Here is a 14,197-nt window from a genome sequence, read left to right as displayed (position 1 = left end):
TATTTGCCTTAAACTATTTTATCTTTCTACATAAAAACAATCGATCTTTACTTACTTCCTCGCATTGCCCCGAACGAAATACTTCAATTAGCCGAGGGCTTACTATACTTTTATCTGAATAAAGATCAGAATGTTTCAATAAAAATGCGCCATTATGATCTAAAAAACTAGATTTAACAGTATTATAGTAGTGATCGTCTGAATTAAGGTGCGGAGAATAAGATGAAAATTGATTAGGACATGGTTTAGCATCATTAAATAAGAAAAATTCCTGATCCCAATACATAAGAGAAAGACAAGAACAGTTCGTATTCTGCTTGTTAAACTTCTGTTTGCAAATATTTTTTTCAATTAACAAAGTAGAGTGATCTAACACCACAAACTTTTCAAATTCAATAAAGTTAGTGAGATAAGAAAGAATCTGAAAAACACAAAGTATAGAAATTACAAGAAAACCAAACTTAAAAAACACCTTTTCTATTTTAATATTAAACTTCGGTAGGCCAATAGGAAGAATACGAACAAACAGGCCTTTACCTTTGTCGGCTATGACCAATAAATAAAAAAAGCAAATCCCCATATTGACATCAGTTTTGTATGATTGGGATATCCAAATATTACCCTGTTCTGGAATCCTCCAAGAGTCAAGAGGTAAAACAAAGATAGCTAAACTCAAAAGTAAAACCAAGGGGGGGTTTTTTCTATTAAGCATGATTGCCACAAACCCTAGAATGATTACCAAAACACGGTGATCATAAATAGGACCAAAGGCATTCAATTCGTACCAATTTTTAGGCCAAAAAAAAGCATTACCTAAAACTGTTTTGAACATTTCCAAACCACTGCCCAACCCCTGGGCTTTGTTAGTTTCAATAATCCAATAATGAAAATCAAGTTTCCCTGATTTAATCAAAATAAAAATTAAAAGAAGAATTGCTGGAACAAAATGTTTAATCCGAATTTTACGAAAATCCCTAACCAAAAAACAAAAGAAAAAAGAGAAAAATATAAAATCAGTAAAAAGATTCGTAAGTCCGAAAAATATTGATAGACCTATAACGTAGTGTGCAGAAACCAAATAACCAAAACGTTCTTTGCGATTACCTAAATAATAACTAAATAGACTCAAATAAGTTAGCTGAAAAAAAGGCAGATAAGTTTCTGATAAAACCCGAAAATAATCAAAACTCATCAATAAATGTAAAAGAATCAAACAAAAACAAACTTTAAAAAAAAGACTGACTTGATTATCTCTCAACATTAAAGAGATTGAAAAAAATGATAATCCAACAATAGTAAAAATAGTTATAAAACTAGAAAGTACGATAATGAAAATTCCATTACCTAATGAATTAAGAAGAAGTGTCTTTGGTAAAACCGAAAAAAACAAAGAAAGATAGAGATAAAGACCGGGCATGTGATTACTTGTCGCATATTCGTTTAATTTCCCACCCTTTGCGAGAAAAAAAGCATTTTTGATATTCTCACTAGCGTCACTTAAATGGACATACCGCCAATTAGCTAACTCGAATATCCCAAAATCTCCACCCCTATACTGGAAAAAGATAAGTAAGAAAAAAATAAATATAGAAACTAACAGTATTTCAACGATGAATTTATATATTAACTCAAATAATCTCATAAATTAACACAACTTTGTGGGCATTTTACACAATTTTCTGGATTAGTATATTGTCAACTTGTTTCATACCAATACAAAAACTAAGTTCAATATATACGGATAAATTTCAAATAATTGAAACAACTAACCATCACGAAAGGTACGAGAGGAATTAACAAAACTTTTAAATCCAATCAAAGTTGATTGTAACCTATTTTTTAAACCAGATCTTATTCCCTTTGAAAAAATTTATTACGTAGCGATCAAACCTTGGAATATGAAATTTTACAAACAAAAACACCAGTTGAAATGCAGTGATTCTTCCAAAAACAAAATCAATCGCCAATTTTTGTTTATACGACCATGGAGCCGTGGACACGCCTGTATTATCATTAATAGATATAGGTTGGTCAAAATGGAAAACTTTCGCTTTAGGTATAGTCAAGAAAAAAATATAATCTGAAATGATAAGTTTAGGTGTGATGAGATAGTTACCATATAAATCATGTAATTTCTTTTTATAGATCACGGACTGATGCAAAATTGCACCTTTTTCATAATTTGCAAAACCCGGAAAAAGCAAATTAGGATCTTTTAACAAATTACATGTATACCAGTTCCCGAAAACAAAATCCACATCCTCTAAATTTTTCAATTTAAAAAACGAAGCTAAAACATTACGATCAGCAAAACGATCCCCTGCATTTAAATAAATAATCCACTCACCCTTTGCTACCTTTAACCCTTTGTTCATGGCATCGTAAATCCCACGATCTGGCTCACTTACCCAATAATCAATCCTAGATTTGTTCTTTTTTATGAGTTCAAGAGTACCATCTCTTGAACCACCATCAATAACAATGTATTCAAATTCTTTAAAACTTTGCTCTCGAATACTTTCCAAAGTATGTGCAAAGAATTCCTTGTTATTCAAGACGATTGTGATAATAGATAATTTGGGTAACATTCAATTGATTCCTAAAAGAACAAATCTTAAAAAGAAGTGTAAAACACTAAAATAGACTTTCGCCATACTTATAAGAAAAAAACTAAGTAGCAATTCCAATTTTTTTCACAATTAAAACAAATAGAAAATAGCAAGGTTAGTTAAAAAGAGAAAGAACAAACAAATTCAAAAACAATAATCAATTTTTTCCGAACTATAATCTGTTTTAGTTTTTATAATTCATCAAACCTAAGTTTTTAGTATTCTAGAAACAATAGGTTTTCCAAAATCCTGCGTCAGAAACTATTTAAGTTTTATAAAATCAAAACTCAGCTGGTTGCGTAATTCAATTAAAAAGTTTACTTTGCTTGTAAACCCAGCTAACAATCTAAGACCAATAAATAGAATCTATTTTTTAGGAGTAATACTTTCCATCATCAAATGATGATCAGACCAAGTTAAACTTTGATAAAGTCTTGAAACAGCAGGAGCAAAATAATCTGACCTTTCTACCAAAAACTTAATAGACTTTGAATTCACTTTCTGCCTGGTAAAAACATGAAACGAACTCGAAATTGAAAAATAATATAATCCGTATTTTTTTGCTATAAAGGATAATGTTTTTTTATTATAGAATGTTATATGTTGTCCTGTTGCAAAAGAAAAATACCACCAACTTAAATCAGGAACTCGTTCTCCGTAAAGCTCAGTTGAAAATATCAAAAAAGAAATATTTTCATTTTTTAATAGAATATCAAACTGAGAAATCGGATTTTCCAAATGTTCTAAAACTTCAAAACTGACTACAGCATCGAAATGTCCCTTTGTTTCCGAACCAAACCCCTTTGAAAATTTATTTTCAGTGTACGGATCACTCCAATATGCTTTTAAACCTGAATCTCTTAAAAGTCGGACTAATAGTCCATAACCACCGCCGTAATCCAAAATTTCCCTTTCATAGCTTTTAAAGAATACACTCGCAAAGAATTTTATAAACATTTTCAAAAAACGAAGTATGAATACAGGAAAAATCAAATTACTATTTATAGAGGACAATAAAACCAATACTTTCTTTGATAAATCAATATTCCTTGCAACTAATCCCGTATCAGTAACAGCAATTGATTCAGCATATGCATTTTCCAACCAGTATACTTTGTCCAATTGTAACAATTCACATGTTTCACACTGAAACATATTTGCTTTGAATTTCGCCATATAAATTAGCTCACTGTAAACTAACTTACTTTGATTACCGCATAATTTACATTTCATAAAACAAATACCAAAAGAGTTCTCCTTAATTCAGTCGAAACCATATAGATAATTTAAAAAACATAAGCCGAAATCTAAATAACGTTCCCCTAAACCAAAATGGGAAATAATTTAATTCTGCAAAAATTTGATAAAAAGAATTAATTAACTGAGACTTAGGATGAATCAAAGGAAATTCCATTGATTCGACAGGTAAACTTGAAAACTGAGAATTTTCATCCAGAGTATGCGTCCCGTCACTTCTGAAACCAAGATTTTTAATTAAATTTTTATTCGGCATAATAGAAATTCTATTATTTTTCCAATTGTGATAAGTCCACTGATGATCCCAAGTATCAACAATTCCAGAGGACGAATCCATTATCCAACGTATCCAAATTTGTTTTGCTCGTTTATTCGATAATTTTTTATCCAAAACAAGTTCAACATCTTCTAACTTCACATTTTCTGCCTGGTATCCCTCCCATGCTCGACGCCATGAAGCCCATCCCCAAATATGAAAATACTTTGAAAAATAATATGATTCTCTAATACTAATTTGATTAGTAAAAAAATTATCACCAGATATCATACCAATCCGATCGTCTTTTTTATAATATTCCAAAAGGTTTTCACAAAATTGAAAAAAAGTAAGATCAGGTAGACAATCGTCTTCCAAAATAATCCCTTTTTCTTCCATTGAGAAAAACCAAGTAATTGCAGATGTAACACCATTTCTGCAACCTTGATTTGAAGTTGAAAACTTTGTTTCATATTCAATGGAATTTGGTATCAAATTTACTAATGCTCTCACCTGCTCTACTTTTTCGATTTCCCCTTCTTTTTGTTTTCTTGCTCCATCTACTGCAAAATATATTTTAGAGGGATTAGATTCGATGATTCTTTTTAACGTCAGCTTCGTTAAGTCAGGTCGATTAAAACTGATTAATAATACAGGAACACTCATAACGAATCCAATACTTTTACTATTTTTTTAAGTGCTAAATTAGAATCTATAGAATCAATAGATAACAATGAACCTCTTGAAAAAGAATCGTAGAGTAACTTTTTTTCAGTTTTAATTAATTTTTCAATTAGCGGTGGAAAAAAAACAGTTAAGTTCGAATATTTTTTTGGATAAGGAACAAATCTGAAAATATGATTTCCATTCGAAAAACAAAATACAGATTTAACACCCGTTCCCATTGCCATATGTAAACCACTGGAATCCATTGTTATTGTTACTTTGGAGTTACCAATAATATTTATTGTTTCAGTTAATGATAACTTTCCGCACTGGCTTTCGATATTATCTGAAATTTTACTTAAAAATTCACCAATTCGAGCCTCACTCCTTCCCCCTAAAACAATTATCTTATATCTACTGTTTTGTGAGATAGTTTTAAACATGAAAGTTAACTTACTTATGGATAGTTGGCGGCTCTTGGAGCTTGAACCAACAAAAAAAGCAATTATTTCTTTTTCACGTTTAAACGATTGATAAGGCAAAGAAAATTTTACATTTGAAAAAATAGGATCTAGTTGCTCAAAGAAATAGAGATTTCTGTCAAATTCAAACTCTAATTCCTTTTTGATTTCAATTAGGTTTGTATATTTATTATCGTTAAGAATTTTTGATTCAGGATCGTGATTTAAATCATCTCCATTTGGTGAAAATTTAAAACTTGCCCTTAGAGGCAACAAAAGAAAGTCAATGATTTGATTTCTTGAATAGGTTGGCTGTATAATAGTATGAATACGATAACAATTCAGTAAAAATAATACAAAAATTCTATAAATCCGACTTCTTTGTAAGTATCCAGTGTTAACCCAAAAAATTTTATCAACAGATTCAGAATCATAAATTTCAAAAATATTTTTCCAATCTTTATTCCCTATTAATAATACTTTTCGTCCTCCATTAATTTTCGATTTCCTAAAATCTCTCAAAAAATTTCTAAATAATATATAATCACCAATATTATCGATTTTACATATTACAGTGTATTCTTCTCCAAAAAATGATACTAACCGAGGAAATTTAACAATATTTAACAATATATTTTTAATCATTCTTACCATAGACATTTATGCGTTTCATAAGTATTAATTTAAAAGCATTAAACCTGAAATGTATAAGTGAATTAAATTGCATTTTTAGTAATGGGTGTAGTTGTTTAAAAAAAATTAGAAACAAGGTATTAGCACAAAATTGAGATATTAAAGTTGCATAAGCTGCGCCAATGATTCCAAAAGTTGGAATCCAAAAAAAATTTAGGATTATATTTGTAAACAGCCCTATTAAACTTTTGTAAACAGTCAGCTTTTGTAGATTCTCAAGGATGAAATAGTTACTTCCGGCAACACCTAAAAAAACGAAAATAGCAGTCCAAATATGAATTTTCAATACAGCCGCTGAATTTTCAAAATTAATTCCATACAAATAAGAAACCAAAACATTCCCAGAAAATTGTATCATTACTGCTCCGGTAAATGCAATCCAAAACAAGATACTATGCAAAAGTAAAAAACGATTTAAATATTGATTTGATATTTCCTTTTTTAATTGTATTAGAATTGGGAAAAAAGAGGAAGATAATCCAATCGGAATAAAATACCAAAACTCACTGAGTCTTACGCCAACGCTATAAATACCTAAATGACTATCTCCCAACATTGTTCCAATCATGATTTGGTCTACTTTCATATACACGATGACCGCAAAACTTGACACAAAAATAGGGAAAGAATCATACAGAATTTTTTTAATAATATTTAATTTAGGCTTATAATTTAAAAAAGAGCCATTTTGAATTCTATAATAAAAAAATAATCCAAGTGAAGCAAAAATTCCTTCTAATGCAAAACTAACAAATATATATTCTATAGGATACTCATATATGATCATGAGAAACCGAATAAATGAAATTGAAAAAAATACACTATTTTCGATAATCACCACTACCTTTATCTGAAGCAAAGCTTCATAAACATAGCGTACAACAGAAAAACATCGAAAAATTGATGGTAAACTTAAGAGAAAAAAATATGAGTATAAGCCACTATCTGGCCGCAAAACATATAGAACAAAAAATGACGCAATAAATGCAATAAAGCTGAAGCCTGTATGAATCCAAAACGTTGCAGCTAAAATTTCATTTTTGTTTTCCTTTTCGGACACCAACAATTTGATTAAAATTCCCTCGGAACCAAAGGAAATCAAAACAGAAAACAATACGACAATTGAATTTAAAAAATTATATTTACCGAACCATTCAGGACCAAAATATCTAATTAGAAGTACACTAACAGTGAAACCAATGGCTAATTTAAATACCTTATCAAAGAAAAACCATAGAGAATTAAGTAAAATTGCTTTCAAATGATAAAACTTTTTAGATAATACAAAAACTCACCAGAATAAGGAGGAAATTGATTAAATATCTCCATGCCGTCTTTGCCCAGTTTTTTATAAGAATAATTAAGGAAATAACATAAAGTTAAAATTTTAAACAAAACATATACCCTTAGCAATATCGAGATTTTTTGAAAAGTCCAAACTTTATAAAAACCAAACAATACAGAAGTGACAAATAAACTTAACCTAAAACCAAATAAAGTAAAAGGTAAAAACAATACATATAAAATAAAAACACCAATAAAAAGTCTGAACTCAAAATTATTAAGTTTATTAAAATTCAAAAGAACTGAGAATAAAATTAAAAACAAATAAGATGTCAAAAACATTGTATCATGTTGTGAAATAATACTTAGTTTCAATTCCATTAAATTTGATAATTGATATTTATCATGATAAAATTTGAACTTATATAACAACAATGGTATTTTCTCTAAATGTGAATAGAGTTCAGAATTCAAAATCGCCAAAAAAAGGAATATAAGCAGAGAGAAGAATCCGAAAAGGACTGCAATATAAATCTTTAATTTAGTAATCCTTTCAGAAAGGGTTACAATAAATAAATACAGTAGCGAACCCAAATGAAAAGATAGAGAAGTCAACCAAAGTAAAATTCCTTTTTTTGAGCCGTTTTTAACTAATACCAATGCCACTAAAGCAAATACCATCGAAAACTGCTGCCGCACCAATTGAGTCGAATAAAAATATCCGAAAGATAATAACGTTGCCGAAACTACAATTGGTTCAATTTTGTTGTTTAAGACATTTTTTGAAAGTTTAATTACTCCATAAAGAAGCATCAATGAGGTGGTAAAAGTGAATATAAACATTAAACCCGCTGGAGATAAATTAAAGGTTATAACACGTAAAAAAGAAATAAATAAAAAAATTAATGGCTCAACTGGAGAAGCCTTCCATACATTTAGTTGATCAAAAAAAGATGACTTATATATTTCTGTATAATAAAAATTCATGTCATCATTTGGAGAGCTTAAAACTCCTCTTGAGGAATGTATGATAGAAAGGTTAAATGCCAGCATAATATAAACAAAAATATGTATTCTTTTGTTTTCATTTTCAGTAAGGACAAGCAAACAAGTGGTTAGGAAAAAAATAGATAAAGCTGGGGCAAAAAAAACCAACCCAACTCCAAAAACCAAAAGTAGAATTGAAAGAAACTTTCTTATACGAAGATAAAAGCCCGATTTTAATTTTGATTCTAACTTGCGATTATAAATAAATATAAAGCTTAAAAGATTCCTATAAACATTTTGAAAATATTGTATATTCAAGATAATTCCCTTAGTCTTTATGATATTATAAAAAAAACTTATACAAACGATGGTATTTTTATATTTTAGAATAAAATATCACGATTTTGCAAAAACCCGATTTAATTACCTAGATCCGAATCCAGTTAAAATTGTTTTAATAGTTTTGAATGTAATTAATAAATCCAACCAGAATGAAAAGTTTTTAATATAATAAAAGTCATATTCTAATTTAACATTCATTCCTTCTACTTCCGCTGCATAACCTTGTTCAACTTGGGCCCACCCACTAATACCCGGTCTTACGACATGACGATAGGCAAAAAAAGGCACGTCTTTCTCATACCATTGTGACAGCTCAAAAGATTCTGGTCTAGGTCCGATAAAAGACATTTGCCCTATCAAAATATTAAATATTTGAGGAAGTTCATCTATTCGATATTTCCTAATAAATTTACCGATTTTCGTAATACGAGGATCATCTTCTGGGTTGGTGAATCCACTCCCCTTTTTATCGATATACATACTTCGAAACTTCAACATAGGAAAAACTTTCCCACGAAAACCCATCCTGGGTTGAATAAACAACGCAGGCCCTTTTGATTCTATTTTTATTAAGATAGCTATTAGTATAAAGATAGGGAAAAAAAAAGGAATTAAAACAATAGCAGAAATAATATCTATCCATCTTTTGATGTATTCATAAAACTCAGATGGCAATAATGATCCAAAAATATTTTCTGATAAACGATTGATTTTTACGCGACCTGTAAGAAATTCTCGAATTTTTTTTTCAGAGTATACCGGGATTCTTGCTAAAGTACACTGAGCTAAAAATTTTTCCCATTCAGCAGTAATCATAGGGCTATTGAAATCTGCAACAATAGCATTATATCTTTGACCTTCTAAATCGGGTGCTGACAATGTTTTAACGAATGCACCGTGCGACAATTCTAATTCCGAAATTGAACCGAAAGGTAAAATTGCATATCGAATTAACCTATATCTTCTACCAAGGAAAAAACCAGCGAAACACCAGATCAAAGTTACGAAAAAGCCAACTAAAAAGATCTGAATGGAATATGTAGTTCTAAAAAACAATATTAAACCAATTGGAACTGCATAACAGATCAAAGCAACTGGTAAAATATAAGATACAGATTCCGATCCAGGTAAACGAAACAATTTTCTTAAACTGAAAGTAGATATGGAAAACGCAATTAAACTAGCCGATAATGAAGTGATTAAATTTGGATCATTTGAATTCCAAAAAGCATAACCCCAAATAGGAATCGCACAGGATACAACAAGTACAATTCCACCCGTAATAAATTGAAAAAAATAACTTAACAATATGCGTTCGAACCACCTCGAATGCCTTCTAATATACGGAGTTGAATTCATATAAACTAATTACTCAAAAGAAGATAAAATTAAATCGACGGTCTTTGCAGTTGAAAAATAAGTATCCATCAGTAATAAAGATTTCTCAGACATTCTCTTTCGCACTTTCTCATCAGATAATAACACTGCATTCTTAAAAAGGGTTTTAGAATCACCGGCAATGGATATTTTACCGGCGCCATTTCCTTCGATTACTGAAACAATGTCATTTCCTGTGTTTACGGCGCCTAAGATTGGGATACCTACTTGACAATAAGCAAGAATTTTCCCAGGAAAATTATGAGTTGTATGATGGGGGTGCAAAGAAAACAAACCTACATTTACTTCTTGTAGAATTTGAATGAACTCTCCTTGGTCTACACTTTCTAAATATAAAGTATTTTGTAGGTTCCTATCTGATATCCAATTTTTAAGAAGGTCAACTTCATCGCCGCTTCCCATAAAAACAAAAAAAACATCTTTATACGGAACCATATCTTCAGCTAACTGAAGTAAATTCCTGATATCCTGTGCATGGCCAATATTTCCACCGTAGAAAAAAATAATTTTTGACTCTAAATTGTATTTCTTTCTAAAGTTTCCAATTTTATCTTTTATACGAGATTGCGATTGGTTACTTTTGAATCCAAGAGGTGAAGCCCAATTATATAACAAAGTAGATTTATTTCTAAAAATAGGAAATTTGTCCTGAAACCAATTTAAATTTGCTGGAGATTGGATTCCAATTATATCGGATGCAGAATAACACTTAGACTCATGCCATCTAAAAAACTTAGCAATCAATGATTTTTCTTTAATCATTCCATTATCAATGACCCACTGAGGAAAAAAATCTCTTAAAATTAAAAAGGACTTAGCGTTAGATTTTATCTTTAGAAAAAGAACGAAAGGATACCAAAAAATAGATGGTGAGTATGAAATAACGAATTGATAATTTCTACTTCCAAGTTTATTATAATATCTTAAAATCCCTTTATACGGCATCAATATTTCATTGATTAATCGTAATGGTTTCGAAGCAGTTTTTAGTTTTCCTGCGTAAAAACGGAAAATATTAATCCCATCCATTTGAATATTTAAGTTAGAGATACCCTTTTGAACCTTACCTAAAATCAATGGAGTATAAACATCCACTTCGTATCCACGGCTCTTAAATTCAATTGCAAGTTCATGCATCATTTTTGATGCAACTTTGGTACTATCTGGCAAATAATCATCAATCAGTATGGCTATCGAACCATGCGAATTTTTTTGAATCATTTATGTATTTTTTTTCCAAACTACTCGATTGACATATCCAGTATAACTTTGAACCAAATTTACGATTTTTGAAGAAACATCATCTACGAAATAATCAAAAACATTTTCATTTTTAACTTCTTTCTGATTAGAGACACTAATTGAAATATTCACTGATTCTAGAACTTCCAATTCCTTTAATCCAGATAAAATTAAAACTCCGGTATCCATCCCTTCAGGTCTTTCATGTGTGTTACGAATTGTTATCGCGGGAAATTTAAGAATTGCTGCCTCTTCCGTGATGGTTCCTGAATCGGAAATCACACATTTTGCATTTTGTTGTAAAAAAATATAATCTAAAAATCCAAACGGTTTTAAAAACTGAATATTCTCCACTGATTGGATACCCAAAGATTCTAATCTTTTTTTGGTTCTCGGATGGGTTGAAACGATCACAGGAATCTTATACTCTAACGCTAAACCCTTAAGTGAGTTTATCATTTCCAAAAGATTAGATTCGTTATCAACATTCTCTTCCCTATGGATACTTACCAAAAAATATTCTTTTTCACTCAAAGCTAATTCGGATAATATTTTTGATTTTTTTATTTTGGGTGCATAATAATCAAGAACCTCTTTCATATGAGATCCTGATTTAAATATGGTTTCAGGTTTAATTCCTTCATTCAAAAGATATCTTCTCGCATGTTCTGTTAAAACAATATTGATATCACTTAAATGATCAACTACCTTCCTGTTTAATTCTTCAGGGACTCTTTCATCAAAACAACGATTACCAGCTTCCATATGAAAAACTGGGATTTTTCGGCGTTTTGCGGAGATTACAGCCAAACAAGTATTTGTATCTCCATAAATTAAAATTGCATCTGGATTTTCCTTCTCCAATACTTCATCAATGTTTACTAATACTGCGGCGATAGTTTTGGCTACCGTATCAGATGCTACATTTAAAAAATAATCTGGTTTTCTGATTTCTAGATCATCAAAAAAAACATGATTTAGTTCGTAATCATAGTTTTGCCCAGAATGAACGAAAATATGATTAAAGTGCTTATCCATAGCAGCAATCACACGAGACATTTTAATTAATTCTGGACGTGTGCCAACTAAGGTTAAAACCTTAAGCATTTAGCTCACCTTGGACATAATCTAATTTTAATAATAATCCCTTAATTTCATCTACATCCAATCGTTTTGTATTGTGTGAAGTGTAATCATCCAATTCAGAAACCTTTTCTTCACCTTCTACAAAATATTTTTTATAATTTAGATCTCTATTATCTGCTGGAATACGGTAATAACGGCCCATATCTTCTGCCTTTGCCATTTCTTCTCTAGATACTAACGATTCATAAAGTTTTTCACCATGGCGAGTACCAATCACGCGAATTGGGTTTTTCTTCTGAAATAAGTCCTTTATAGCTTCGGCTAAATCTCCCACAGTTGAAGCAGGAGCTTTTTGGATAAAGATATCTCCCTGTTTTGCATGTTCAAAAGCATGCAAAACTAAATCTACAGAGTCCTCTAATGACATTAGAAAACGCGTCATTTGGGGATCCGTTATTGTCAATGGTTCTCCATTCTTCAATTGATCAATGAACAAAGGAATAACCGAGCCACGAGAAGCCATTACATTTCCATAACGTGTAGCACAAAAAACGGTACCACCTTCTGGAACTTGTCTCGATTTCGCAACCATCACTTTCTCAGCCATAGCTTTTGAAATTCCCATTGCATTAATAGGATAAACGGCTTTATCAGTGCTAAGGACAACTACCCTTTTGACATTCCTAAAAAGAGCTGCTGATAAAACATTTTCTGTTCCATTAACATTTGTTTTTAGCGCTTCCATTGGATAGAATTCGCAAGACGGAACCTGCTTTAAGGCAGCTGCATGAAAAACATAATCAACGCCAATCAATGCTGAAGAAATACTATCGAAGTCTCTTACGTCTCCAATATAGAATTTAAGTTTATCGTTGTTAAGAGAAATACGCATATCCTCTTGTTTCTTTTCATCACGGCTAAATACTCGAATTTCTTTTACATTGGTATTAAGAAATCTTTTTAAAACAGTGTTACCGAATGAACCTGTGCCGCCAGTGATTAAGAGAGTTTTATTATCAAACATGAGAATTGCCTTTGTATTTGTCATAATAAGATTTCATTTCAAATATCATTTGTCGCCATTTTCCTGGTTCATATCCCGTGATTTCGCGAAATTTACTAGAATCTAAAGATCTATCAATAGATGTTTCCCAATCAGGTATAATCTCGATATTTTTTTCGTATTCTTCTTTAATTAACTGAAGTAAATCAAATTTAGAAATTGGCTCGACTGATAAATGAAAAAGACCGCTGAGCTTTGGATTTGGAAGAATATATTTTTGAATTACTTTTGCCATCTCAACTGTTGTTAAACCAGAAAATATTGCCTTTTTAAAACCTCTTACTGCTATTGATTGTGTCAAAAACCAATCTACGAGAGAGTGATTTGATTGCAATTCATGCCCTATCAAAGAAGTTCGAAGCGTAATTACGTTTGGTTTATCCTTTATCTCACCCAATTCCTTTGATTTCCCATACAAATCATCGGCATTTGCTTTATCAGTTTCCTTATAATTCCCGACTTTTCCATCAAACACGCAATCCGTACTTATATGAACAAGTCTTGCTCCTACACGAAATGCAAGTTCCGCAAGCCTATGCGGAAGTAAAGAATTGATAGGCAAAACATATAGAGGATCAATTGATATGTTTAACTGTTTGATGATACCAACACAATTAATGATAACATCTGGCCTGATTTGAGTAATAACCTGGTTTAAGTGATCTGTGTTAAGAACATCAATATTATAAATCAAATTTTTGGAATTTGGAAAAAAATTTGTAATAGATTCTGTCTGTTTACTTTGCCTGAGTGTACCGAAAACTTCGTGGCCATATTCAGGTAACAGTCTATAAGTCGCACTTCCAAGCATTCCGCTTGTTCCCAGTATAAGGATTTTCATTATTTTGGTTAT

At 30.7% G+C, this 14,197-nt stretch carries 12 protein-coding genes; all 12 read right to left on the bottom strand.

What is annotated here, in order from left to right:
• Positions 1-13: 13 nt before the first annotated feature.
• A complete protein-coding gene (locus tag EHQ16_RS15055; RefSeq protein ID WP_135632082.1) occupies positions 14-1,642 on the bottom strand; it encodes a hypothetical protein in 1,629 nt (542 codons plus the stop codon).
• A gap of 190 nt (positions 1,643-1,832) precedes the next feature.
• Entirely contained in the window at positions 1,833-2,588 is a 756-nt protein-coding gene (locus EHQ16_RS15050) for a glycosyltransferase family 2 protein (RefSeq protein ID WP_135632081.1), read from the bottom strand.
• A gap of 387 nt (positions 2,589-2,975) precedes the next feature.
• A complete protein-coding gene (locus EHQ16_RS15045; protein WP_135632080.1) occupies positions 2,976-3,842 on the bottom strand; it encodes a class I SAM-dependent methyltransferase in 867 nt (288 codons plus the stop codon).
• Positions 3,843-3,867: 25 nt separating this feature from the next.
• On the bottom strand, positions 3,868-4,788 hold the full coding sequence (locus tag EHQ16_RS15040) for a hypothetical protein (RefSeq protein WP_135638900.1): 921 nt from the start codon (positions 4,786-4,788) through the stop codon (positions 3,868-3,870).
• On the bottom strand, positions 4,785-5,894 hold the full coding sequence (locus tag EHQ16_RS15035; RefSeq protein ID WP_167482668.1) for a glycosyltransferase family 9 protein: 1,110 nt from the start codon (positions 5,892-5,894) through the stop codon (positions 4,785-4,787). The genes EHQ16_RS15040 and EHQ16_RS15035 overlap by 4 nt, the downstream gene beginning before the upstream one ends.
• On the bottom strand, positions 5,887-7,203 hold the full coding sequence (locus tag EHQ16_RS15030; RefSeq protein WP_135638896.1) for a flippase: 1,317 nt from the start codon (positions 7,201-7,203) through the stop codon (positions 5,887-5,889). The genes EHQ16_RS15035 and EHQ16_RS15030 overlap by 8 nt, the downstream gene beginning before the upstream one ends.
• Positions 7,200-8,531, bottom strand: coding sequence for an EpsG family protein (locus EHQ16_RS15025; protein WP_135638894.1), 1,332 nt, complete (start codon positions 8,529-8,531; stop codon positions 7,200-7,202). The genes EHQ16_RS15030 and EHQ16_RS15025 overlap by 4 nt, the downstream gene beginning before the upstream one ends.
• Positions 8,532-8,636: 105 nt before the next feature.
• A complete protein-coding gene (locus tag EHQ16_RS15020; RefSeq protein ID WP_135638892.1) occupies positions 8,637-9,914 on the bottom strand; it encodes a sugar transferase in 1,278 nt (425 codons plus the stop codon).
• A gap of 9 nt (positions 9,915-9,923) precedes the next feature.
• Complete coding sequence (locus tag EHQ16_RS15015; protein ID WP_244242104.1) at positions 9,924-11,174, bottom strand: glycosyltransferase family 4 protein; 1,251 nt, start codon at positions 11,172-11,174, stop codon at positions 9,924-9,926.
• Positions 11,175-12,302, bottom strand: a complete 1,128-nt coding sequence (gene wecB, locus EHQ16_RS15010; protein ID WP_135633029.1) for a non-hydrolyzing UDP-N-acetylglucosamine 2-epimerase — start codon at positions 12,300-12,302, stop codon at positions 11,175-11,177.
• Positions 12,295-13,305 carry a polysaccharide biosynthesis protein gene (locus EHQ16_RS15005; RefSeq protein WP_135633031.1) on the bottom strand — a complete coding sequence of 337 codons (1,011 nt, stop codon included), beginning with the start codon at positions 13,303-13,305 and terminating at the stop codon, positions 12,295-12,297. The genes wecB and EHQ16_RS15005 overlap by 8 nt, the downstream gene beginning before the upstream one ends.
• On the bottom strand, positions 13,298-14,185 hold the full coding sequence (locus EHQ16_RS15000) for a dTDP-4-dehydrorhamnose reductase family protein (RefSeq protein ID WP_135633033.1): 888 nt from the start codon (positions 14,183-14,185) through the stop codon (positions 13,298-13,300). Before EHQ16_RS15000 ends, EHQ16_RS15005 begins: the two co-directional genes overlap by 8 nt.
• Between the last annotated feature and the right edge of the window lie 12 nt (positions 14,186-14,197).

The organism is Leptospira kanakyensis (genome assembly GCF_004769235.1).
Classification (GTDB): Bacteria; Spirochaetota; Leptospiria; order Leptospirales; family Leptospiraceae; genus Leptospira_A; species Leptospira_A kanakyensis.
The sequence above is the reverse complement of the archived record's forward strand: the minus strand, read 5'-3'. Positions and strand labels throughout refer to the sequence as shown.